Source organism: Clostridium sp. FP2, from assembly GCF_011065955.2.
GTDB lineage: Bacteria > Bacillota > Clostridia > Clostridiales > Clostridiaceae > Clostridium_AD > Clostridium_AD tagluense.
In genome coordinates this window covers 2496506-2519689 of record NZ_JAAMNI020000001.1, presented here as the reverse complement: position 1 = coordinate 2519689, position 23184 = coordinate 2496506, and the positions used below count along the sequence as shown (strand labels likewise).

The 23184-nt window shown below is 30.6% G+C and carries 22 protein-coding genes and 1 pseudogene; 6 read left to right on the top strand and 17 right to left on the bottom strand.

All coding sequences use genetic code 11. The annotated features are described in order from the left end of the window. Positions 1-111: 111 nt before the first annotated feature. From G9F71_RS12085 to G9F71_RS12075, 3 genes are read right to left on the bottom strand one after another with little or no spacing between them, the layout of a single operon-like run. Positions 112-1092 carry a DUF4097 family beta strand repeat-containing protein gene (locus G9F71_RS12085; protein WP_164951151.1) on the bottom strand — a complete coding sequence of 327 codons (981 nt, stop codon included), beginning with the start codon at positions 1090-1092 and terminating at the stop codon, positions 112-114. Further along, positions 1079-1672 (bottom strand): HAAS signaling domain-containing protein, encoded by a 594-nt coding sequence (locus G9F71_RS12080; RefSeq protein ID WP_164946400.1) that lies wholly within the window; start codon positions 1670-1672, stop codon positions 1079-1081. The genes G9F71_RS12085 and G9F71_RS12080 overlap by 14 nt, the downstream gene beginning before the upstream one ends. A 16-nt stretch (positions 1673-1688) precedes the next feature. Next, complete coding sequence (locus G9F71_RS12075; RefSeq protein ID WP_164951152.1) at positions 1689-2000, bottom strand: PadR family transcriptional regulator; 312 nt, start codon at positions 1998-2000, stop codon at positions 1689-1691. Positions 2001-2343: 343 nt separating this feature from the next. Here G9F71_RS12075 and G9F71_RS12070 point away from each other — a divergent pair, with 343 nt between their 5' ends. Continuing rightward, a complete protein-coding gene (locus tag G9F71_RS12070) occupies positions 2344-2526 on the top strand; it encodes a hypothetical protein (RefSeq protein ID WP_164946398.1) in 183 nt (60 codons plus the stop codon). 194 nt (positions 2527-2720) lie between these two features. Here the strand turns inward: G9F71_RS12070 and G9F71_RS12065 are convergent, their stop codons facing one another. From G9F71_RS12065 to G9F71_RS12030, 8 genes are all read right to left on the bottom strand, one after another. After that, on the bottom strand, positions 2721-2999 hold the full coding sequence (locus G9F71_RS12065) for a CD3324 family protein (RefSeq protein WP_164951153.1): 279 nt from the start codon (positions 2997-2999) through the stop codon (positions 2721-2723). 346 nt (positions 3000-3345) lie between these two features. After that, positions 3346-3552 (bottom strand): hypothetical protein, encoded by a 207-nt coding sequence (locus G9F71_RS12060; protein WP_164951154.1) that lies wholly within the window; start codon positions 3550-3552, stop codon positions 3346-3348. A 110-nt stretch (positions 3553-3662) separates the two neighbouring features. Then, positions 3663-4367 carry an epoxyqueuosine reductase gene (locus G9F71_RS12055; protein WP_164951155.1) on the bottom strand — a complete coding sequence of 235 codons (705 nt, stop codon included), beginning with the start codon at positions 4365-4367 and terminating at the stop codon, positions 3663-3665. 379 nt (positions 4368-4746) lie between these two features. Then, positions 4747-5868: a DegT/DnrJ/EryC1/StrS family aminotransferase gene (locus G9F71_RS12050; RefSeq protein ID WP_164951156.1), complete on the bottom strand. Its 1122-nt coding sequence runs from the start codon at positions 5866-5868 to the stop codon at positions 4747-4749. 33 nt (positions 5869-5901) lie between these two features. Then, on the bottom strand, positions 5902-7080 hold the full coding sequence (locus tag G9F71_RS12045; RefSeq protein ID WP_187353495.1) for a DegT/DnrJ/EryC1/StrS family aminotransferase: 1179 nt from the start codon (positions 7078-7080) through the stop codon (positions 5902-5904). A 128-nt stretch (positions 7081-7208) separates the two neighbouring features. Then, positions 7209-8411, bottom strand: coding sequence for a MerR family transcriptional regulator (locus tag G9F71_RS12040; protein WP_164946392.1), 1203 nt, complete (start codon positions 8409-8411; stop codon positions 7209-7211). A 148-nt stretch (positions 8412-8559) separates the two neighbouring features. Next, positions 8560-9012: a DMT family transporter gene (locus G9F71_RS12035; RefSeq protein ID WP_164951158.1), complete on the bottom strand. Its 453-nt coding sequence runs from the start codon at positions 9010-9012 to the stop codon at positions 8560-8562. A 16-nt stretch (positions 9013-9028) separates the two neighbouring features. After that, a complete protein-coding gene (locus tag G9F71_RS12030; RefSeq protein WP_164951159.1) occupies positions 9029-9451 on the bottom strand; it encodes a DMT family transporter in 423 nt (140 codons plus the stop codon). Between the two features lie 191 nt (positions 9452-9642). On the opposite strand from G9F71_RS12030, the gene G9F71_RS12025 reads away from it, so the two are divergent. Then, positions 9643-10341, top strand: coding sequence for a cyclic nucleotide-binding domain-containing protein (locus G9F71_RS12025; RefSeq protein WP_164951160.1), 699 nt, complete (start codon positions 9643-9645; stop codon positions 10339-10341). Positions 10342-10415: 74 nt separating this feature from the next. Here the strand turns inward: G9F71_RS12025 and G9F71_RS12020 are convergent, their stop codons facing one another. Both G9F71_RS12020 and G9F71_RS12015 read right to left on the bottom strand, forming a co-directional pair. Next, positions 10416-10742, bottom strand: coding sequence for a hypothetical protein (locus G9F71_RS12020; RefSeq protein ID WP_125000585.1), 327 nt, complete (start codon positions 10740-10742; stop codon positions 10416-10418). Between the two features lie 468 nt (positions 10743-11210). Beyond that, complete coding sequence (locus G9F71_RS12015; protein ID WP_164951161.1) at positions 11211-12656, bottom strand: DEAD/DEAH box helicase; 1446 nt, start codon at positions 12654-12656, stop codon at positions 11211-11213. A 540-nt stretch (positions 12657-13196) separates the two neighbouring features. Here G9F71_RS12015 and G9F71_RS12010 point away from each other — a divergent pair. Beyond that, complete coding sequence (locus tag G9F71_RS12010) at positions 13197-13763, top strand: DNA-3-methyladenine glycosylase I (RefSeq protein WP_164951162.1); 567 nt, start codon at positions 13197-13199, stop codon at positions 13761-13763. 106 nt (positions 13764-13869) lie between these two features. Here G9F71_RS12010 and G9F71_RS12005 read toward each other — a convergent pair whose 3' ends face one another. The 3 genes and pseudogenes from G9F71_RS12005 to G9F71_RS11995 form a co-directional block, all read right to left on the bottom strand. After that, positions 13870-15003, bottom strand: a complete 1134-nt coding sequence (locus G9F71_RS12005; RefSeq protein ID WP_164951163.1) for a glycerate kinase — start codon at positions 15001-15003, stop codon at positions 13870-13872. A 79-nt stretch (positions 15004-15082) separates the two neighbouring features. Beyond that, positions 15083-15938 (bottom strand): annotated as a pseudogene (locus tag G9F71_RS12000) (hypothetical protein). 156 nt (positions 15939-16094) lie between these two features. Then, positions 16095-17156, bottom strand: a complete 1062-nt coding sequence (locus G9F71_RS11995) for a CdaR family transcriptional regulator (RefSeq protein WP_164951164.1) — start codon at positions 17154-17156, stop codon at positions 16095-16097. 175 nt (positions 17157-17331) lie between these two features. Here G9F71_RS11995 and G9F71_RS11990 point away from each other — a divergent pair, with 175 nt between their 5' ends. The 3 genes from G9F71_RS11990 to G9F71_RS11980 all read left to right on the top strand — a co-directional run bounded on the left by G9F71_RS11990 (position 17332) and on the right by G9F71_RS11980 (position 20172). Then, positions 17332-17793 carry a DUF4342 domain-containing protein gene (locus G9F71_RS11990; RefSeq protein WP_164946382.1) on the top strand — a complete coding sequence of 154 codons (462 nt, stop codon included), beginning with the start codon at positions 17332-17334 and terminating at the stop codon, positions 17791-17793. A gap of 200 nt (positions 17794-17993) precedes the next feature. Then, the gene (locus G9F71_RS11985) at positions 17994-18677 is read left to right on the top strand and encodes a response regulator transcription factor (protein ID WP_164946381.1); all 684 of its coding nucleotides are present in this window, start codon (positions 17994-17996) and stop codon (positions 18675-18677) included. A 166-nt stretch (positions 18678-18843) separates the two neighbouring features. Beyond that, positions 18844-20172 (top strand): sensor histidine kinase, encoded by a 1329-nt coding sequence (locus tag G9F71_RS11980; protein WP_202017972.1) that lies wholly within the window; start codon positions 18844-18846, stop codon positions 20170-20172. Between the two features lie 175 nt (positions 20173-20347). Here the strand turns inward: G9F71_RS11980 and adhE are convergent, their stop codons facing one another. Beyond that, the gene (gene adhE, locus G9F71_RS11975) at positions 20348-22930 is read right to left on the bottom strand and encodes a bifunctional acetaldehyde-CoA/alcohol dehydrogenase (RefSeq protein ID WP_164946380.1); all 2583 of its coding nucleotides are present in this window, start codon (positions 22928-22930) and stop codon (positions 20348-20350) included. Positions 22931-23184: the final 254 nt, after the last annotated feature.

The window sequence follows — 23184 nt, the reverse complement described above, 5'->3', positions numbered from 1 at the left end:
TATCTCATGTGTTTTTATGAATGTTTACAAATTAGGTATAATTCAGTTACAAAATAGCAACAGTTTTTATCATGTATATTGTAATAATATTAACTTTGTTACACCGTTCCTTTACTCACCAAAAGCATTAAGAATAGCATTACCTGAGGTTGTATCTATTTTTATTGTTTTATTTCCATTACCAACAGTTCCTTTAATTTCATGCTTATCCGTTTCTTCTGTTATTTTTATAGGAAAATCATTTTTAAGATCACCTGATGTACTATCAAAATCTAATTTAAACTCTGATTTTTTAGGAAGTTTTAATTCCACATCTCCAGAAGTAGTGTCTATATTAATATCATTTCCAAAGTCTTTATAATTAAACTTAAATGAGCCTGAAACTGATCCGCCTAATATATCTCCTGTAATATTTTCTATTTTTATATCTCCTGAAGTTGTATCAAATTCATTCTTCTTACTTAATAGAGATTTTACATTTACTTCACCAGAGGTGCTGTCAAATATTGTTTCATTAGTTGTTAATACGTTTATCTTAGCATCTCCTGATGTTGTATCAAATTTAAATTTATCTAACTGCAGGTTTCCTATAATAGCATCCCCTGAGGTTGTATCTATTTCTAAATTGTTTTTATAGCTTTCCGGAATATATATATCTAACTTTGCTTTTACATTTCCATTTACAATTGAAATAACAACAGGATATTTTATTAATACATCTAAATTTCCTCCATTTATATTGGCTTTTAAATATGGTGCTGTTTTTTTTGAATTTGTATTACCATAAAAATTAATTTTTATTTTATCTCCTTTGGTAGTGATAATATTCACATCTGTGCTTACTGTTTCTACATTTATAGTTTTAATATTTTCTTTACTAAATTCCTTTGTAGTATTAATATTAAATTTATCATTAGATGAATTATTACTTTGTTCTATTTCATCGCCAGATTTTATAATTCCAAATTTATACTCAAGTACATACCCTAATACCCCTAGTAGTATTGAACATATTACTATAATTACTAATCCCTTTATAATCTTTTTTTCATTAAATCCCTTTACAATCTTTTTCTCATTAAATTCTTTCATGGTTTTGCTCCTCTTTACCATTAATTATTTTGATATTTGTCTTTAGATATTTAATAGTCTCTTTATATAGGCATTTACTTAGATGCTTACAGCCTATAAACATTAAAGAACCTGCAGCACTAAGACCTATACCAATTGCAATACTTATTATCCAATTTACACCCATGGATATATACTGTGGAAATATGGGTTTAAGAAATGTCCCTAAAACTACCCCTATTCCCCCTATTGTGAATCCAAAAGCTGTTGCATACAATCCTATAAGTATTCCAACAATACCTATAAAGGGTCCTAATAATATTATATTAAAAAAGCCTAAGCCAACTGCTGCAATAACAGCTCTACCAATATTCCTTGAAGATTTTGTGTTTTGTGCTTTCTCAATCATATAGTTTGCTCTTAACTGTTTTGCAATAGTCTTAGGTTCTCCAAGCGATAATGCTATGTTTTCTTCACTTCTCCCTTGTTCTATACCTATTGCAAAATATTCATCATAATCCGTTGAAATATCTTGTTTTTCCTCTTCTGGAATATTATTTAAGTTTCTTGAAAGTTCTTTCATAAATTCATTTTTATTCATATTCTCGCCCCCATTATTATTCTATTTTTAAAACTTTACTAACTGTGATTACAAAATCTAACCACTCACCTTTTAACGCTTCTTTTGTATTTTTACCCAGCTGCGTAATGCTGTAATACTTCCTTGGTGGTCCTTCTTGTGATTCCTTAAGATAAGTAGTTACAAACCCATCACTTTTTAATCGCCTAAGCAAAGGATATATGGTTCCTTCTGATATATCTATATCTTGTGAAATTTCATTTACAAGCTCATATCCGTAGCAATCTCTACCTTCAAGTACGGATAATACACATAATTCAAGAACGCCCTTTTTAAATTGTACATTCATTAATTCACCTTCTTTTGAATTATTTTCCTTAAATAAATAATAACACAAGCTATTGTTCATTGCAAGGTACTGATTAAAGTTTATTAGCCTTTTATACTTAGTACATCTTTTTATTATATTCCTTTTATTTTTTTATTATATCTATGTCACTTAACACTGAATTTCATATAATATAATTAGTATAGATTTTTAGGGGGTCTTTATTATATTAAAAACAATAAATTTAAGTCACCCCAGAAAAGCCGTAATAAATATTATTAATAATTCTATCTTTAAATCAAAAGTAAAAGATATTAAATTTAACAAAACCTCAACCATAATAGGTTGTATAGTGGGCGGCATATTGTTAAACCAGAATTACGTATATGCTAAGGGAGTTACACATGAAGGTACAGACGTTATTAATTTTTTATCTATACTAGGAGCACCGATATTACTTACAGCAGCAGAAGTCTACAAGGTAAGGTCTTCTATAAAAATCTACATGAAGAATTTAAAATTAATTACAAGAAAAAACGACAAGTAATGAAACTTGTCGCTTTTTCTTTCTCTATATTTATTCTCTTATTGTACTATTTTATTCCGATAAGAGAAATCAATCATTTTATCCAAAGCCATAAACAGTTTTGTATTAAACTTAAGCATATAAAAAAAAGAACTTCATCTAAATGATAAAGTCCTTTCTCGTAATTACATTTATTTTATTACATAACAGTATTGTTATGCACATAATATTTTTTCTTGACTTATTATTCTTCTTATACTTTTTTCTGAAAGATAATATTGATTAGCTAGTTCTATAATACTAGCTCCCTCAATGTGTTTATTAAAAATTTCAACATTTCTATGTTTAAGGCTCTTTCTTGTTCCATTTTTCTCGCCCCAAGCTTTTTCATTTCCATTTTTTATAGGGATATATAAGTATTCCCCATCTACATATTCTTGAATTATTTTTATTATCTCCTCTGGCAACACATTTTGTGCTTTAGAATATCTCATTCCTTGCTCCTCCTCATATTATAATACTTGGAAAAAAGCAAAGACTACCTAGGCACTTTAAAATGCCACAATGTGTTAGTTATGTCTATTTTTTTTAGTTTAATAAATTTTATTTAGCTTAATTCATATTGTTTTTTAAATTAAGCTCCAAGCAAAACATAACTTAATTTTAGTAGTCTTTGCTTGGAGCATTTGCACTAGAGTTAAAAAATGTATGAAACATATAGAGACTCATGATAACACCTCCCATTATAATAAACTTATATTTTATATTCTTTTTCACATTTTAATATATTTAGCTTTGATTGTAAATTATTGCAAAAGCACATAGTATTTTTTCGACTTACTACTTTTCTTTGTCAGAAGCCTTTTTTCCATAAAGTTTATGTAGTATAGAATCATATTGCCCTAATTTATCTGCTAACATATGCCAATTTTTATGTTCAGCATTTGCCACATTGCTTTGATTCTTTTCAACGTTCTCCAGTCTTAAACTAATATCCTTGATATCCTTTTGCATTTGTATTAACATTTCTTTTATTTCATTATCCATGATTATCTCCTTTTGAGCTTTATTTATAGTAAATCCATTATACATTACTTTTATACAAATGGCATAATAGTGTCCTATAATTCTTGAAATAATTTTGTCACAATATACCCTTACATAAATCCCTCTTTCTTTAAATATCTCCTAGTCCAAGGACACACTTCAATACATTTCCCACATATTGTAGCATCTATTCCTACCATGGCAGCTCTCTCTTTTGCTAGGCTGTGGCATTCAAAAGCGTTGAAAAATGAACCTCTCTGCTTGTTTACGTTCCAATTCTCACCTAGTGGCGCTTTTGCAGGACATGCTAATTTGCAAATACAACATTCACCACATCTTGATTCATTTATTGGTATACCTACATTTAAAGGTGCATTTGTTAACAAAGATGAAATTCTAATGGCCGAGCCGAATTCTTCTGTAACTAGCAACGCACTTTTGCCAATCCACCCTAGACCTGCTCTCGTAGCAACTGTTTTATGTGGTAGAATTGTACTGTACGAATTAGATTCTAGCACTACTTCAGATGTTGTTTTCAAAATTGCATCATATCCAAAATCCCTTAATAGTTTTCCCGCATATTCAACTAAACCATCTAAATGAGTATTAACTCTTTTATATTCTTCATAATATTCTTGGGTAGGACCATTTTTAATTTTATTAATTATAGAAGGATTCAATGCTACTGCTATGGATATCCCATATCTCATATCACTCCGCTTATGGGATGGTATATCCTTTAGATCCCCAAATCCAACAAGTGAAGCACCTTTATTCAATAATTCATTTTTGATTCTAAAACTTATATCCTCCATATATTTTCATTCCTCCCATATTATTTACACACAACGGTTAATTTCTTCTGGCCAATGTGAAGTTTTCTTAAATGATTGCAATCCTACCTCAACAAACACTACAAGGGTATTTATACCTTAGTTTCATTATACTTACATCAAATTCTAATATCAACCTAATTATAGTTCTAATAACTTAGATATATTTAATTTTATACCTTTCAAAACAAAAGAACATTCCATAATTAGTCAGACTAATTATGGAATGTTCTTTTTATTTATGTAATAAAAATATCCTAAGCAACCCAGGACTGATACCATTAATAATTGTTATGTCCCCATGAGACCTGCTAATGGGATAGAAAACCCTTAAAACATAAACTATATTCATGGAATTCCACTATTTTTTATAAAATTTCCTTATAGTTTCGCAAACAAATTCTACTTCTTCCACAGTTATCTCTGGATATATAGGAAGTGCAATGATATTATCTGCTGTTCTTTCGGCTACTGGGAAATCACCTTTTTTGTATCCTAAATATTCAAAGCATTTTTGAAGATGAAGTGGTATTGGATAATAAATGCTAGTTCCTATTTCATTTGCTTTTAAGTATTCTGAAAGTTCATCTCTTTTTTCAGCCAATATGTTAAATACATAATAAACTGGTTTTTGATTTGCTTCAATTTTAGGTATTTTAATAAACTCACAATCTTGTAATCTATCTATATATAATTTTGCAATCTGAGCTCTTTTTTGAATTGCTTCATTTATATATTTTATTTTTACTTGTAATATAGCAGCTTGCATTGAATCCAATCTTGAATTATACCCAATAAAATCATAATGATACTTCCTAGATGCCCCATGAACTCTGTACATCTTAGTAATACGTGCTAAGTTTTCATCATTAGTTACAATCATGCCTGCGTCGCCATAAGCTCCTAGAGTCTTAGTAGGGAAGAATGAGAACACACCAAAGTCTCCTATAGTACCTGCATGTTTGTATTCTGATCTATTACCTTTATATCTCATACCGAAAGATTCTGCAGAGTCTTCTAAAACCCTTAGATTATTCCTACTAGATATATCCATGATTTTATCCATATCACCCATTTGTGAAAATAAATGAATTGGAATAATTCCTGCTGTATTCTTTGTTATTTTTTCTTCTATTTTATTGGCATCTATGCTAAAGGTTTCTTCATCAATATCTACAAATACAGGTTTTGCTCTATGCTTTGCAATGCAAGATGTAGAAGCGAGGAAAGTAAAGGGTGATGTTATTACTTCTTTTCCATCTTTAAAACCTAATATATCAGCAGCCATTACTAATCCATCTGTTCCTGATGCAACACCAATTGCATATTTAGCTCCAGTAAATTCTTTAACTGCCTCTTCAAAGTCAGTTACCTCTTTGCCAAGCATTGATACTCCTCTTTCCATAAGTCCTAGAACAGCATTGTCGAATTCTGATTTTTTCTCATGATATTCTCTTGTAGGTGTATAAAATTTAACTTCCATTATTTAACCTCCGTTTTAATATAAAAATTTTTATTATTTAGCCTTTATCTCATCAGCACATCTTATTACTTCATTAATTACGTACTCTGCATCTTCTAATTTAAGTGTTGAATATACTGGAAGTGTTATTTCATTTGCATACTGATTATATGCATTTGGATAATCCTCTATAGAATATCCAAGGTTTTTATAAAGTGTAAACATTGGTAAAGGCGTAAAATGAACATTAGTAGCTATACCTAATTCCGCAACTTTTTGTATTAATTCATCCCGCTGCATCTCAGTAAATCCTTTTAATCTTAGTGCATATAGATGATAAGAAGTTTCGCTATTTTCATCTTTTGTAAAAGGAATTATGGCCCAAGGTTTAGTCCTAAGCGCTGTGGTATATATATCAAAAATAGCTCTTCTTTTTGTGAGCATTCCTTCATATCTTGCAAGTTGTGCAAGCCCTATAGCTGCATTAATATCTGTCATATTACATTTAAAGCCATCTGTAATAATATCATATTTCCAAGCTCCTGCTTTCATCTTAGACAAAGCATCCTTTGACTGACCATGAAGAGAATTAATTTTAAGCTCTTTCTTTAAATCTTCCTTGCCCTTAAAATTATTATCATTGAAGGTAATAGCTCCACCTTCAGCTGTTATTAAATTTTTCACCGCATGGAAGGAGTAAACATGAAAATCAGCCTGCGTTCCAACTTTGCTGCCTTTATATGTTGCTCCAAAGGAATGAGCTGAATCTGATATAAATATAATATCTTCTCTATTTTTTTCCTTTAGCACTGCTTTTATAGCATCATAATCTACAGGAACTCCTGCAAAATCTACAGTGATTATTGCTTTTGTTTTAGGCGTAATTGCCATAGCCATTTTTTGCTCATCTATTAAAAAACTACCTTCTTTAACATCTACAAAAGTTGGTTTAATTCCTCTATGGACTATTACACTTGCTGTAGCTGTGTAAGTATAAGGTGTTGTAATAACTTCATCACCCTCCGAAATGTCATAAACCTTTAATATAAGTTCTAAACCCGCAGTTGCACTTGATAGCGCTACTGCATTATTAGCATCACAATATTTCGCGATTTTATCTTCAAACTCCATGGTCTTCGGTCCTGTTGTAATCCAACCTGAATCTAAAACCTCCATTACAAGTTTTTTCTCTGCTTCTGTTATGTCTGGTGGTGAAAAAGGAATATTTTTGATTTTCATATATATCCTACCCTTCAAATTAAATTTTATTTTTAAATTAAACTATTTATAATTTATTTTTTACTTAAATCTTATAATTAACCAACAATAGTTAAAAATTATAGCATAAATGAAAATTGGGGTTATAGACTCTTTTGTGCCTTAAAGAAGCCTGTATCCTTAGTTATGTAAATTCCACCTTCTGTAGTAATTTTATCTTTCAAATATTTATTGAGCTCTTGAAGTCTTTCATTATTAAAACTTTCACGTACATTCCCTGGCATTGAGAACATATAATCAATAATAGGTGCTTTCTCTGTTACAATTAAATTATCCTCATATCTTTTCATTTCTATATTATTAAACCATTTTTTTAATTTTTCAGCACCGTTTTCTAGCCTAAATCTAGAAGTAATATCTGAGCTTTTAATATCCATTGTTTCTGATTTAAACTTAGACATAATATCTCTAATTTCCATCATATGACTTTGTCCAACAGTTGAACAGTAAAGATATCCACCAGGCTTTAATACCCTACATATTTCTGACAGTGCCTTTTGAATGTTGTTTACATGATAAAGCATATGGTTTGCTATTACAACGTCAAAGCTACAATCATCATAAGGTATATTCTCTGCGTCTATAATTTGAAACTTAAAATTCTCTGATTTTTTTCCTAAATTTGCCTTAGCATCACTTAGCATTCCTCTTGAAAAATCACTTAACGTAATATCTAGGTCATTCGGAATTCTATCTTTATTTTTATCCCACAAATTGGCATCACCACATCCAAGCTCAAGAATGGTGCATTGTTTAGGTAGATTTAGTTCATCAAAATACCATCTCATCCATCCATATTTGTTTACACTAAACATCTCATGAATGTTTATCCTGGCCCTTAAATTTGATGCATTTTCATATTGCTCAATTAACCTTTTGTCCGAATTAATTACATTTATAATATTGGTGAATTTATCCCAACTTACATTCTGCTTATTCTCCATGTCAATGGCTTCATCAATAGCCTTTATTACCAGGAAAGTATGTGCAGCTCTTTGTTTCATAATTTTCTTTTGTATTTCTAAGGATTTTACAAAATTTTCATCAGTAACATCATTTTCAGTTATTTTCTTAATTTCGTCTAAAGAGAATCCAATAAATTTCAATGTTAAAATTTGTTGAAGCCTTGCAAAGTCTTGATTACTATACAATCTATGCCCTACTGCGCTGTAAGAACTAGGCTTCATTAAACTAATTTTATCATAATATCTAAGTGTTCTTAAGGTAACACCCGCTTTTTCTGCAAATTCACCAATTGTAAAAAAATGCGATTCATTATTTTTCAATGTTATCACCCCTTATGGAACATAGACCTTAAATATGTTTGAATTTATCCTTCTATTGTATATTAACACATTACGTTACGTCATGCGCAATAGTTTTTTTTGAAAAAAATAAAAAAAAAATTAAGGACAACTGTAAAAATAGTTGTCCTTAATTTTTTATTATATCCGGCTCTTTCTTTTCAACATTAGAATTATATAATAATCCTAAGAGAATTAATAATCCACCAATAATTTTACCTTTTGAAATGAAACCCACTCTGAAATAATCAATGAGTATCCCTGTAAATAGTTGACCTATAAATATAAGCAAAGTGGTATATATTGTGGGAATCTTAGGGAGCACAATATTAGAACTTGCAACCACTATTACTCCAAGTAAACCACCTAAAAGAGCCCACCATGGTATTTTAGTAAAACTACTATAAGAGAGGCTTACAGAGCTTTTCACTATAATCATAAGTAATATAGTGGTAGTTAATCCTACAATATAGTTTATAAGTGTTCCTTGAAGCGTCCCTATCTTTTTAGCTAGATGTGAATTTATAATCATAGATATTATAGTAATACAACCACATAAAACAGCTAACATTATATATAACATATTTTTCCTCCCCTATCTAATATTTTATCATTGTTACTAACCCAGATAATATTATAAGAAAACCAATAATTTTTTTCTTATTAAACTTATAAATATTGAGGCCAAATAGGCCATAATGATCTATAAAGCAGGCTAATACTAGTTGCCCAAAAATCCCTAAGGATAGTGTTAAAGAAGCTCCAAGGGAATTGAAACATAAATTATTTAAAAAAACCACAAAAACTCCTATTAAACCCCCACTAAATAAGTAAAATGGAATATTTTTTTTAAGGTTAAGTTTCTCTTTTTTTAATAATAAAATAATAATTACAGCAATAAGCCCCACTATATGAATTATTAATATTGCTCTATATTGATCTGTATAGTTTGCCAAAACTCCATTAAACGTTACCATTATAGCAATTAATATTCCTATTAATACTGCAGATACTTTATACATTTAATTTCCTCCATTCTTTAATTGTTCATTATACTTCTTTGATAAGACTAACATATAAATTTCTAGTTCTATAGGACACATGTCATATTTTTATTAAATTTATTATACAAAACTAAAATAAACAATTATAATAAGGCTTAGATACATTATGAATTTTTTTCTTTCTAGATTACTACAAGGAGGCCAATTAAGTGAAACGTATATATAATCAAACTAAATTAGATAATTACATAGAAAAATATAATATTGAAGGTTTCTTTGGCGTAGATATGAAAAAATATATGGAGTTACATGCCTTTGATAAAGGAAGTCACCTTGTAAAAACAAATGAACCTATAGACTATTTTTATTTTTTTGTGGAAGGAAAAGTAAAGGTATACACTGTACTTAAAAATGGCAAATCTCTACTTTTCAGATTATATAAACCTATGATTATAATTGGAGATGTAGAATTTATTGATTGTGATACAGCTAATTCAAATATTGAAGCAATAAATGAATGCTTGTGCATTGGAATATCAATGAGTAATATAAGAAAATACGCTGTTAACGATTCTACTTTTCTAAAATGTATGTGTACAAGCCTTGGCAAGAAGTTTATTAGCTCCTCCATCGCCTCATCAATCAATATACTTTATCCCCTAGAAAATAGATTAGCAAGCTATCTACTTGCTATTACACCAGAAAATACTCAGAATTCAAATTTAGATGGTGGAATTATAACAGATAAGTTCACAGAAATGGCTGATTTACTTGGTACAAGTTATAGACATTTAATTAGAACCATAAATAAATTATGCCATGAAAACATAATAAAAAAAGAAAAAAATTCTATTGTCATTTTAAATATAACTGCATTGGAAAAGCTTGCAGGTGATTTGTATGAGTAAAGGGTATCTATTGTTATAAGCTCATCCGCCTATAACAATAGATACCCCTTTTTTATTATTCCAAAATAGCAATGCTATTTCATACCATTCATTTTACCCTTTAGTGCCTTAACTCGCCCATTCACATAATTGATAAGTTCTCTTTTGTTCTCTTTTATCTCGTTTGGAGCGCTAGTAACCATACTAATTATATCTAATTTATTACCTTTTATTTCTTTTGCAACTTCATAAGCTAAGTACTTATTTTTCATCTTCCAATATGTAATGTTAAATTGATCTGCTTGACGTTTATTATAATGCCCTTTTTCAATGCCAAACTGAAATAAGTCTGCTGCTGATTCTAATTCCTCTAAATCCTCAACTTCTAAAGTCTCATTAACTAATTCCTGAAATGTTTTCATTTTAGCTCTCCTTTTTAACAGGTAATATTATGATTTATTATATTATCATTGATATACTTAATATCACCTACTTGTTTGTTTTAAGAAAGTCACTCTTTACTAAATCTTTCCCACAACTTTTATATTTTAACACATATTAAAGAATATTTAAATTATGTTTATAAACAAATTTATAATTCCCTAGTTAATAAAATATATTCCAGTGTGCCATTATTTTATACTTTTTTATTTTATTATGCCTAATATTCTTTATAATATGTGGCTTGCCTATTGGTATTACTCATGCTACTAGCACTAATAAAAGAGACTTACTGCAGATTAATATTTTATACTAAGTTGCAGTAAGTCTCTTTTCTATATTAACTGTAAAAATTTTACAACCAACCAATAAAAGTATCCCACTTAGTCCTTCTAATTTAATCAAACAAACTTTAGTTTATAGTATCCACTAAAGCTACCTAACAATTACTATTTATTTGCTTTCTCTACTCTAATAGCTTTTCCCTTTATTGTTCCATTTTTAAGGGCTTCTAACACTAACTTGCCCTTTCCGCCCATAATATCTACATGAGAAAAATTATCTTGAATATCTATAATGCCTATATCCTCAGAACTAACCCCTTCTATATTGCAAATAGTTCCTACAATATCTACAGTCCTTATTTTTTTCTTTTTACCTGCACTGAGATATAATTTCATTATATCACTACTAAAATTAGATGCTTTAGTCTTTTTAAGAATAGGCTTAGCATCATGTTTTTCGTAAAATGCTTGTCTGAACGGTTCTGATTCTTCTTTTGTTGGAACTTCTGCTTTAGGTATCTCCATACCAATATACTGTTCTATTGCTTGTAAAAATTTATTTTCATAGTGAGTTGCAAAGGTTATAGCTTTTCCTTTTTTTCCTGCACGTCCTGTTCTACCTATTCTATGTACATAGTTACCTTTTTCTAGTGGTAAATCATAATTTATAATATGAGTTATGCTTTCCACATCAATACCTCTTGCAGCAACGTCTGTTGCCACTAAAAATCTAAACTCACCTTTTTTAAATCTTTCCATGGCATCTAATCTATCATTTTGAAGCATGCCTCCATGTATCTTAATACATGAATAATAACGATTTTTCATTTGATCCGTTATTGAATCAACGTTTTCTTTTGTTCTGCAAAATACTATGCAAGAATCTGGACTCTCAATATAAAGTATTCTCTTAAGCGCACTGAATTTCTTATCTTCTTCTACTTCATAGCAAACTTGATCTATTTTATCAACGGTTAAATTTTCAGGGTTTATTTCTATTTTAACGGGATTTACCATGTATTTAACACAAATTGCTTCAATAGATTCTGGTATTGTAGCTGAAAACAACATAGTAACTCTATTTTTAGGTACAGCCTTAATAACCTCTTCTACTTGTTCTATAAATCCCATACTAAGCATTTCATCTGCTTCGTCTAATATTAAATATTTTACTTTGGCTAGATTAATAGTGCCTCTTTCAATATGATCTAGGGTTCTTCCAGGAGTACCAACCACTACGTGCACCCTTTGTTTTAACTGTTTTACTTGCATTGCTATAGGTTGCTTACCAAAAACAGCTATAGCTCTAATTTTTTTATACCTACCTATTTGTGTTATGTCTTGGCTTACTTGAAGTGCTAGTTCTCTAGTAGGTGTTAATACTAGTGCTTGAGGCTCTGTTTCCTCTATATCTGCACTTTCACAAAGTGGAATAGCAAAAGCTGCTGTTTTTCCGCTACCTGTTTGTGATTTTACTATTATATCCCTACCTTTTAGAGCTATAGGTATTACTGCAGCTTGAACCTCTGAAGGGTTTTTATATCCTAAATTAACAATTGCTTTTAATATTTCTTCACTAATACTAAATTCCTCAAATTTTATGTTACTCATTTTAACTTCCTCTCTTGTTTCATATATAATTTTTAAGCATAACTTAAATATATTTTTAACTCATAAGTTTATATTATACCATGTTTAGACACATAATTCCTATTACAAATTTTAATATATGATAAATTTATTTATTTACATATCCCTAGTTTCAATAAAAAAGGGATAATGAATGTCCTCACTATCCCTTTATATAGGTACATAATTGCTTTACTCACATGGATATATATAATTGGCTGCACAACGAACGTCTAATTCTTCAGGGTCTTCAATATCGGCTGGAAGTACAAATACTAGTTTACGGCGAATAGTACCACATGCATTGCATCCATCATCTTTACATAACGTTGTACAAAAACCTCTAAAAGCGAGTATTTTGTGGCAATTATTATTGAATTTTACTAGATTATTAATTCTTGTTCTTTTAGCAGGAGCCTCAACATAAAACTATGTATAAATCATAGCTTTTAAAATAAATTTATGAATGCTATAATTAAAATATATAGTAAAATTAATAACCTTTGAAAGAGGTGTAGTAAATTGGATAGATGCGATTGGTGTGGAAATGATCCACTGTATATGAAATACCATGATGAAGAATGGGGAGTACCAGTCCACGAAGATAGAAAGCATTTTGAATTTCTTATTCTTGAATCTGCTCAAGCAGGGCTCAGCTGGATTACCATACTTAGAAAAAGAGAAAACTATAGAAAAGCCTACGATGATTTTGATTTTAATAAAATAGCACAATACGATGATGAAAAAGTTATTGAGCTTATTCAAAATAAAGGCATTATTAGGAATAAACTTAAAATAGCAGCTTCCATAAATAATGCTGTGATGTTTATTAAAATCCAAGAGGAGTTTGGTAGCTTTGACGCTTACATATGGGCTTTCGTGGATAATAGCCCTATAATTAACCATTGGGACAGTATTGCAAATGTGCCCGCAACCTCTGAATTATCAGATAAGGTTAGCAAGGATTTAAAAAAACGTGGTTTTAAGTTCTTAGGTTCCACTATAACTTATGCTCATCTTCAAGCTACAGGCATAATAAATGACCATATCAAAAGCTGCTTTAGATACACTGAAGGGGCTACAGTTTAGAATTGAAAGTTGAGAGTGAAGGGGATTTTCCTTAACATAAAAACAGTAAAATAGTTCTTAATAAGACCTTAGTGTCTTATTAAGAACTATTTTGTTATTACAAAACTTATTTATTAAGCAAGATAATTCTAGCTATATTTTCACAAGTTCTTTCAATATTTTCCGGCCCTTTTTTAAGTGCTTTTTCAATTGTGTCAGCTTCTGATAATATGCCTATTATAGAATTTATTCCATGCTCATATAATGCCTCTACTCCATCACCTATACGTCCTGCAAAGGCTATAACAGGTATATTATATTCTTTTGCTATTAAAGCCACTCCAAGGGGTGTTTTACCATAAAGTGTTTGTGCATCTATACTTCCTTCTCCAGTAAACACATAATCCGCATATTGCATTTTTTCTTTAAGTTTAGTATGTTCTGTAACCAATTCTATTCCCCTTTTAAGTTCTGCACGAAAGAAAGCAAGAAGTCCTGCACCTAGCCCACCTGCAGCTCCCGCTCCAGGAATACTTTCAATATCCATACCTAACTGCTGTTTTATAATTTTTGCATAGTGACTTAAATTATCATCTAAAATTTTCACCATTTCGAGAGTGGCTCCCTTTTGCGGCCCAAAAACATAAGACGCACCATTTTTTCCTGTTAAGGGGCTCGTAACATCACAAGCTACTTCAATCTTAGTACCTTTAAGTCTTTTATCTAGTCCATCTAAGTCTATCTTATGAAGAAGATTTAAATATCCGCCACCTAAATTGATTTCTTCATTATCCAATGTTAACAGCTTTCCACCAAGTGCTTGTATCATTCCTGCTCCGCCATCATTTGTAGCACTACCACCTATTCCTATGATCAAATGATTAACGCCCTTATCTAGGGCAGCTTTAATTAATTGTCCTGTACCATAAGTGGTAGTTAAAAGAGGATTTCTTTTCCCCCTAGGCACAAGGTGTAAACCACTAGCGCTAGCCATCTCAATTACTGCTGTTTTTTTATCTCCAAGTACTCCAAATGTAGCCTCGACTTCATCACCAAGAGGCCCTTTAACTAGCACTTTATATAGTTCACCTTCTGTTGCATCTACAAGAGACTGTACTGTTCCTTCTCCACCATCAGCCATTGGAACCTTAATGCATTCTGCATAGGGAATAACCTTTCTAATCCCTCTTTCCATAGCATCCGCTGCCTCTTTTGCTGTCATACTTTCCTTAAAGGAATCTGTTGCTAACAAAAATTTCATATTTATCTATCCTTTCCAAAGTAAGTCTATAATTTGTGCCTTGATATATATTTTATTATTAATATAAATACTTATTTTTCTAACGCATTATCCCAAATATCACAGTTGACACTAAAGTCATAGTTAAACCAACTAATGATTCATAGGGTATAAGTTTTAATCTTTCTTTCATATCCATAAACATACTTCCACCTGTAGCATGAAAAAAACTTCCATGTGGGAGATGATCTAAAACTGTTGCTCCACTATGAATCATTGCTGCTGCGGAAAGAGGTGAAACTCCAAGGTCCAATATGGTTCCACCAAATACTGTACTTGCTACTGCAGTACCCGATGTAGTGGAGGCTGTAGCCGCCGACATTAATATTCCTGCTATTGGCGCTAATGCATATACAGGAAGTCCTGAAGCAACAAGTCCTTGAATAATTACGTCTTTTAACCCAGAATTCGCTATAATTCCTGCAAGAGTTCCTGTACCAATAAGTAAAATAGCCGCCTCCTATCATAGCAATAAGTATGGATGTTTTCGACAATTTGGCACGACTAGCAATAGACATTGCTATTGGTGCCACTGTAATAACTGCTACATCTACGAAGACACCTACAGATGTCAGTACTAACGTTGCTAGTGCCAGTGCTACTAGAGAATTATTTTCTCCTATTTTATCTACAATAGTTTCTGCAATCTTTGCAGCAGCGCCTGATTCTATAAGCACACCTGCTAAAACTCCAGCAGTAAGTATTCTTAAGATGGCTGGCATAATGCCTTTTGCACCCTCAATCATAATTTTAACAGTGTCTGTTAGTCCTGCTCCACCTACTAACCCGCCAATTAATGCACCTAATATAAGTGCATATGCTGGATGAACCTTTTTAATTATTAAAATAATTGCTAATATAAGTGCGATAATTGCGCCTAATGCTGTTATTTGCATATTTGTTCCTCCTTTGTTCCTTTTCTATATTGTAAACGAATTCAAATATATAAACATTAGGCAATTGTTTAAGATTTACTCCACATTTTTTGTGCATTTGAACAATTAAATCATAACCATTTTATATAAGTGTGGGACTATCCCTCTGAAATGTGGTTAAATCTGGGATAAAATATATGCAGTATATAATTGAAACAGATCAATTAAGTTCTTGGGATTTTTCCCAGTAACCTCTTCAACCTTTTCTAACCTATAATTCAATGTATTTCTATGAATATAAAGTGCCTCAGCAGTCTTGTTTGCTTGCCCATTCATATTTATATATGTAATCAGTGTTGTTAATAAGTCTAATTTATTCTCAGCTTCTAACTTTACAATTATATTTTCCATCTCACTATTTCCTTTAAAACTTGCTATAAGTGAAATAAATTCTACATCTTTATATAGATGGATTTTTCTTTCTACTTGAAGCTTTTTACCAATTTCAAGGGCCGTGTTTGCTTGTTTAAATGATACGCCAAAAACACTTTCATTTAACCCTACCCCTACCTCAAGGCAATGCTCTTCTTTTTTGCATAAAAACCTTTCTAATCTTTTAGTAACAAGACTGTCATAATACATATAAATAACAATAGTTGAAGGGTTAAGTTTTAAAAAGAACTCATCGCTCCTTATAAAATTCAACAAGTTACCCTTTACTTTTTCAATACAGCTCTCATTAAAAGTTAATACAACAGCCATCCTAGGAATAGATACATCGATTCCCAAAGCATCTCCTCGTTCTTTAAAATCTTGATTATAGTTGATTTTTCGATAGGTTAATTCATATAAAAACTCATCTTTTAACTGTTCACTAATTTTTCTTTGAAATAGAACATACTCCTGATTCACTAAAAGTTCAGCAGTTATTCTAACTAGTTCAACAAAAGGTTTAACCTCTTCTGGTTTACCTGTAATTCCTATAACCCCAACAACTTTATTTTGAAAAAGTATAGGCGTATTTACCCCTGGCTTTGTGTCTAACCCACCTTGCAAAATTTCAATCATATTTTTCTTAGCTATAGCTTCCATAGCTCCTTCATGTAGCTTATATAATCTATTTTTGTCTCCACTTCCAATAATAATTCCCTTTTCATTCATAATATTAACATTATATGGTATTACATTCATCATTCTATCTACTATGCTTTGTGCTTGCTGTTCTGTTAATGTGATCATATATATCACTCCATTTCTCACTTTAAATATATCACTCTTATTAATCTCATGGAAAGAAATTTCTAATGCAATTCTAATCTCCTACTAATAATGCCTTAATACTTACATTATATAATAAAAACATAGAAAACAAATAATTCTTACACAACCCAAATAAAAATTAGGAGGAGTTTAAATGTCAATAAATTTAGAACAAATTGATGAGTTAAGAAAAAGAGCTAATGTAAGTTATGAGGATGCTAAAGCCGCCTTAGAGCAAAATGACGGAGACCTTCTTTGTGCACTAGTATATCTTGAAAAACAAAATAAGATTAAACCCGACGAGATCCCTTCTAGCGAAAGTAAATTCTTTAAGAAAGTAAAAAAACTTATTAAAAAAGGGAACGAAACAAAAATAATAGTTAAAAAAGATGATGCTGTAGTATTAAATATCTGTGTAACTCTAGGAGTTATAATAACTATAGTAGCTACACCTATTGTAATCACAGCATTAATATTAGCCCTCGCAACTAACCATAAAATAAGAATTCAAAAGAAAAACAATGAAGATTTAGAAGTAAATAATATTTTTGATAAGATGTCCATTGCTGTTAATAAAGTAACTACAAAAATCACAGAAGAAATGAAAAGTGAATAACCCCTCATAACCTACATTTAATCTATGTAGGTTGTTTTTTTATAATAAAAAAAATATAAATCTGATTGTCTGCAATTATATATAAAGTAATATATAATAAAAGTATGGTTATTAACTCAACTTTCGCACATAACTTCTCTATGTTATTATGTGCGAAAATTTGGTGACTAATATAATATATTTTGGGGGTTAAATTATATATGAGTGGACAAAAAATTTTAATAATTGAGGATGAAATAAAAATAGCACGATTTCTTGAATTAGAATTAACTTATGAGGGGTATAGCGTTTATCAATGCCATGACGGACGTGAGGGTTTAGATAAAGCCCTTAACGAAACTTTTGATATAATAATTCTTGATGTTATGCTACCATCTTTAAACGGGCTAGAAGTATTAAGACGCCTAAGACAAGTGTCTGCAGTTCCCATTATAATGCTTACTGCTAAAGATGAGATAATGGATAAAGTTATGGGTCTTGACATAGGCGCTGATGACTATATGACTAAGCCTTTTGCTATTGAAGAATTACTAGCAAGAATAAGAACAGCATTAAAAAAAGTGCCTGTATTTAAAGAAAGCACTAATATATTATCTGCTAGCGAATTGTCTATAGACTTAGATGCCCATATGGTTAGCTTTAAAAATAGTTCTATTGAACTAACTAAAACGGAATTCGATTTACTTAAATACCTAATTGAAAATAAAAATATTGTACTTACAAGAAATAAAATTATTGATATAGTATGGGGCTATGAATATATGGGTGATACTAATGTAGTTGATGTTTACATTAGATATTTAAGAAGTAAAATAGATGATAGATTCAACAAGAAATTTATTTATACTATTCGGGGGGTGGGATACCTTTTAAAAGATGAATAATTTAAAATTTTTCTCTAAGTTTATGTTACAATACTTTCGTTTTCTTTCGCAATGCTTGCGATTTCTCTACAAGGCAATATCAATCATATTGAGTTTTATACCAAAGTTATTAAAGCAATTAATTTACAAAATTCATAAAAGATTAAGATTTTCCATTAGTTTTAAAATGACTGCAGTATACACACTTATTTTTTCTACTACACTGCTTCTATTAAGCGTTGCTTTAATTATAGGCTTTAGATTTTTTCTACTACATGAAGTTCAGGGTGAACTTACTAGATACAGTTCAGTAGCTGTTAATTATGCTAAATTAGACAAAGATCTTCAAAGCTTTAATATTAATATTTTTTCTAATATAGAGTACATAACCTTTAATGTTTTTGATAAAAGTGAAAATCTTGTTTATTCTACCCAAAAGAATAAAAACGAGATATATTTCCATAAAGATGCCTCAACTTACCCTGTTATTAATGAAATAAACCAACAACTTGTTTTTATTACTACTAAACTCGATCAAAATAATAAAATCTTTTATCTTCAGCTTTCTAAAGACCTTAAAAAGGAAAATGAATATTGGGGCATTTTTTCTTTAATTATTTTTTTCGTAAATATATTCTCTTTAATGTTTACCTTAGGTGTGGGTTCTAAAGCCAGTAAGAAAATGCTTCTACCTATAAAAGACATGACAAAAACCACAAAAGCTATTTCAATTAATGCTTTAGAAACCAGATTGAATGTTAGTGTTTCCCAGGATGAGCTAAAAGATTTAGCTGAAACTATTAATAAAATGTTAGATGGTATTCAAACTTCCTATGAACAGCAAAACCAATTTGTATCAGATGCTTCTCATGAGCTTCGAACACCAATAGCTGTAATTCAAGGCTATGCAAATATGCTGTACCGCTGGGGAAAAGATGATAAAGAAGTATTAGAGGAATCTATAACTGCTATAAGGAGTGAAGCCTGCGATATGCAGCAGTTAGTAGAAAAACTTTTATTTCTTGCAAGAAGTGATAAGAACACTCAAAAAATCGAAAAAACTAGTTTTTATATTAATGAATTAGTAGATGAAATTATAAAGGAAACAAAACTAATTGATGCTTTACATGAAATTAAAACTGATGTAAATCAGCAAGTTTCTGTTTATGCAGATAAAAAATTACTTAAGCAAGCATTAAGAGTTTTTATAGATAATAGCATAAAGTACACCCCTAGCGGTGGACGTATTGTGTTAAATAGTTATATTAAAAAGAAGAATCTAATTCTTGAAATTATAGATACAGGAATAGGTATTTCTAAAGAAGATCTTCCCCATATTTTCAATAGATTTTATAGATGTGATAAGTCAAGAACAAAAGAAAGTGGTGGAACCGGACTTGGTTTATCTATAGCAAAATGGATTATTGGCAGGCATAACGGCTCCATTATAGTTGAAAGCAGACCTGAAATTGGAACAACCATAAGGATTGGACTTCCTATGGAAAATAAACTATAATCATATTTTTGAAATTAGGATCTTTTCTTATATATACTTTTCGTTATAGCATAATATAAGAAAAACGCTGAATAATTCAAAAGCATCATTGCATTTTCATGCAATGATGCTTTTTTGTATATAAGTTGAATAAACTTCTCAAGGATAAATTTTAAAGTTTATCAAATTAACTGATTTATTTTTCAAAAACATTTATATACATTTGCTTAAGTTCACTGATTAATGGATATCTTGGATTCGCACCTGTACATTGGTCATCAAAAGCTTGCTCACTCATATGGTCTAATGTAGCATAGAATTTCACTTTAGACACTCCTGCTTCACTTATTGTCATAGGAATGTTAATCTTAGCTTTTAGTTCATCAATAGCTTTAATTAATAATTCTATTTTTTCATCTTCTGTGTTTCCACCTAATTGTAAATAGTCAGCAATTCTTGTATATCTCCACTTAGCATTTGGATATTTATATTGTGGGAATGCTGCTTGTTTTGTTGGGTTATTTACAGCGTTGAATCTTATAACCTCATTGATTAATAATGCATTAGCAATGCCGTGTGGTACATGATGCTCTGCTCCTAATTTGTGTGCCATTGAGTGACATACTCCTAGGAAAGAATTAGCAAATGCCATACCAGCCATTGTTGAAGCATGAGCCATTTTTTCTCTTGCTTTTATATTAGTGGTACCCTCATTGTAAGCTTGTGGTAAATACTTAAATATTAATCTCATTGATTCTAAAGCAAGTCCATTAGTATATTCTGAAGCAAGTACTGATACATAAGCTTCTATAGCATGAGTTAAAGCATCTATACCGGAAGCTGCTGTAAGTCCCTTTGGCATATTCATCATAAGCTCTGCATCTACTATAGCCATATCTGGAGTTAACTCATAATCAGCTAATGGATATTTAACTCCTGTTTTTTCATCAGTAATTACTGCAAATGGAGTAACTTCTGAACCTGTACCTGCTGAAGTTGGCACAGAAATCATCATAGCTTTTTCACCCATCTTAGGGAATGGATATACTCTCTTTCTAATATCCATAAATCTCATAGCTAAATCTTCAAATCTTACTTCTGGATGCTCATACATTACCCACATGATTTTTGCTGCATCCATTGGCGATCCACCACCAAGTGCTATAATTGTATCTGGCTTAAATATTGCCATTTCTTCAGCACCTTTTTTTGCTATAGCAATGGTTGGATCTGGTTCTACGTCATAGAATATCTTATACTCTACTCCAATTTCTTCCAAAACATGAGTAACTTTATCTACATATCCTAGGTCATAAAGAATCTTATCAGTTACTATAAATGCTTTCTTCTTGTTCATATCCTTTAATTCTTTTAAAGCTACTCCTAGGCTACCATATTTAAAATAAATTTTTTCTGGAACTCTAAACCAAAGCATATTTTCTCTCCTCTCAGCTACACTCTTCACATTTAATAAATGCTTAACTCCAACGTTTTCTGATACGGAGTTTCCACCCCATGAACCGCACCCTAGTGTTAATGAAGGAGCTAGCTTAAAGTTGTATAAATCTCCTATAGCTCCTTGAGCTGCTGGCATATTTACTATAACTCTCCCTGTTTTCATGGTTGCACCAAACTTAGCTATTCTATCTGTAGACTTAGTTCTGTGAGTGTACAATGATGATGTATGACCAAAGCCACCAAGTTCAACAAGTCTTTCTGCCTTTTCTAGTGCTTCATCGAAAGTTTTAACCTTATACATAGCAAGTACTGGAGATAATTTTTCGTGTGAAAATGCTTCTTCAAGTTCTACAGATTCAACTTCTCCTATAATAACCTTTGTTTCTTCTGGAACTTTAACTCCTGCCATTTCTGCTATCTTAAAGGCAGATTGACCTACTATATTTGCATTTAATGATCCATTAGTTAAAATTATTTTCCTTACTTTATCTACTTCTGCTTTTTTAAGAATATAAGCTCCTCTTTCAGAAAATTCTTTCCTAACTTCATCATATATTTCTTCCATAACTAATACTGATTGCTCTGAAGCACATATTACTCCGTTGTCAAAGCTCTTAGAAAGTAAAATTGAATTTACAGCCATTTTAATTTCTGCTGTTTCATCAATAATTGCAGGTGTATTTCCTGCACCAACTCCAATAGCTGGTTTTCCTGATGAATAAGCAGCTTTAACCATTCCTGGTCCACCTGTTGCAAGTATTATATCTGCTTCTCTCATAACAATCTGCGAAAGTTCTACCGAAGGTTCATCTATCCAGGCTATTATACCTTTTGGTGCGCCAGCTTTAACTGCAGCATCTAGTATTATTTTAGCTGCTGCAATAGTAGACTTTTTCCCTCTTGGATGTGGAGAAAAAATGATACCATTTCTAGTTTTTAATGATATAAGAGCTTTAAATATTGCTGTAGATGTTGGATTTGTAGTTGGCACAATAGCTGCTACAACTCCTATTGGTTCTGCAATTTTTGTAATACCAAAGGATTTATCTGTATCGATAATTCCACAAGTTTTTTCATCTTTATATTGATTATATATATATTCTGAAGCAAAATGGTTTTTTATAACCTTGTCTTCTACAATTCCCATACCTGTTTCTTCCACTGCCATCTTTGCTAAATCAATTCTTGAATTATTTGCAGCCATTGCTGCTTGTCTAAATATTTCATCTACCTGTTCTTGAGTATAAGTAGAAAACTCCTTTTGAGCATTTCTAACCTCTTTTATTCTAATCATTAATTCTTCTACGTTTGTTACTTTCATATGCTACACCTCTTTCATAATAATAGATTACATTAATGGTCAACTTTGCATAATAATATTTTATTTATTGATTTGAAGTAATTTTTTATTTAATATTTAAAACATTTTTTTATTTTGAATGTTTGCTCCTTGTTTATGTGTTAATTATATCACAATGTTTTTATAATTGTAAACATTTATTTTATTATTTTTATCATATTTCATTATTCATTAGCAATCATTAGATGGTTGCAAACCTTTACATATAGGCAAAT

Excerpts from the sequence above, each read along its gene's own strand:
- G9F71_RS12085 (WP_164951151.1), bottom strand. The coding sequence starts at position 1,092 with ATGAAAGAATTTAATGAGAAAAAGATTGTAAAGGGATTTAATGAAAAA.
- G9F71_RS12080 (WP_164946400.1), bottom strand. The coding sequence starts at position 1,672 with ATGAATAAAAATGAATTTATGAAAGAACTTTCAAGAAACTTAAATAAT.
- G9F71_RS12075 (WP_164951152.1), bottom strand. The coding sequence starts at position 2,000 with ATGAATGTACAATTTAAAAAGGGCGTTCTTGAATTATGTGTATTATCC.
- G9F71_RS12065 (WP_164951153.1), bottom strand. The coding sequence starts at position 2,999 with ATGAGATATTCTAAAGCACAAAATGTGTTGCCAGAGGAGATAATAAAA.
- G9F71_RS12060 (WP_164951154.1), bottom strand. The coding sequence starts at position 3,552 with ATGGATAATGAAATAAAAGAAATGTTAATACAAATGCAAAAGGATATC.
- G9F71_RS12055 (WP_164951155.1), bottom strand. The coding sequence starts at position 4,367 with ATGGAGGATATAAGTTTTAGAATCAAAAATGAATTATTGAATAAAGGT.
- G9F71_RS12050 (WP_164951156.1), bottom strand. The coding sequence starts at position 5,868 with ATGGAAGTTAAATTTTATACACCTACAAGAGAATATCATGAGAAAAAA.
- G9F71_RS12035 (WP_164951158.1), bottom strand. The coding sequence starts at position 9,012 with ATGTTATATATAATGTTAGCTGTTTTATGTGGTTGTATTACTATAATA.
- G9F71_RS12030 (WP_164951159.1), bottom strand. The coding sequence starts at position 9,451 with ATGTATAAAGTATCTGCAGTATTAATAGGAATATTAATTGCTATAATG.
- G9F71_RS12020 (WP_125000585.1), bottom strand. The coding sequence starts at position 10,742 with ATGAAAACATTTCAGGAATTAGTTAATGAGACTTTAGAAGTTGAGGAT.
- G9F71_RS12015 (WP_164951161.1), bottom strand. The coding sequence starts at position 12,656 with ATGAGTAACATAAAATTTGAGGAATTTAGTATTAGTGAAGAAATATTA.
- G9F71_RS12005 (WP_164951163.1), bottom strand. The coding sequence starts at position 15,003 with ATGAAATTTTTGTTAGCAACAGATTCCTTTAAGGAAAGTATGACAGCA.
- G9F71_RS11995 (WP_164951164.1), bottom strand. The coding sequence starts at position 17,156 with ATGATCACATTAACAGAACAGCAAGCACAAAGCATAGTAGATAGAATG.
- G9F71_RS11990 (WP_164946382.1), top strand. The coding sequence starts at position 17,332 with ATGTCAATAAATTTAGAACAAATTGATGAGTTAAGAAAAAGAGCTAAT.
- G9F71_RS11985 (WP_164946381.1), top strand. The coding sequence starts at position 17,994 with ATGAGTGGACAAAAAATTTTAATAATTGAGGATGAAATAAAAATAGCA.
- G9F71_RS11980 (WP_202017972.1), top strand. The coding sequence starts at position 18,844 with ATGACTGCAGTATACACACTTATTTTTTCTACTACACTGCTTCTATTA.
- adhE (WP_164946380.1), bottom strand. The coding sequence starts at position 22,930 with ATGAAAGTAACAAACGTAGAAGAATTAATGATTAGAATAAAAGAGGTT.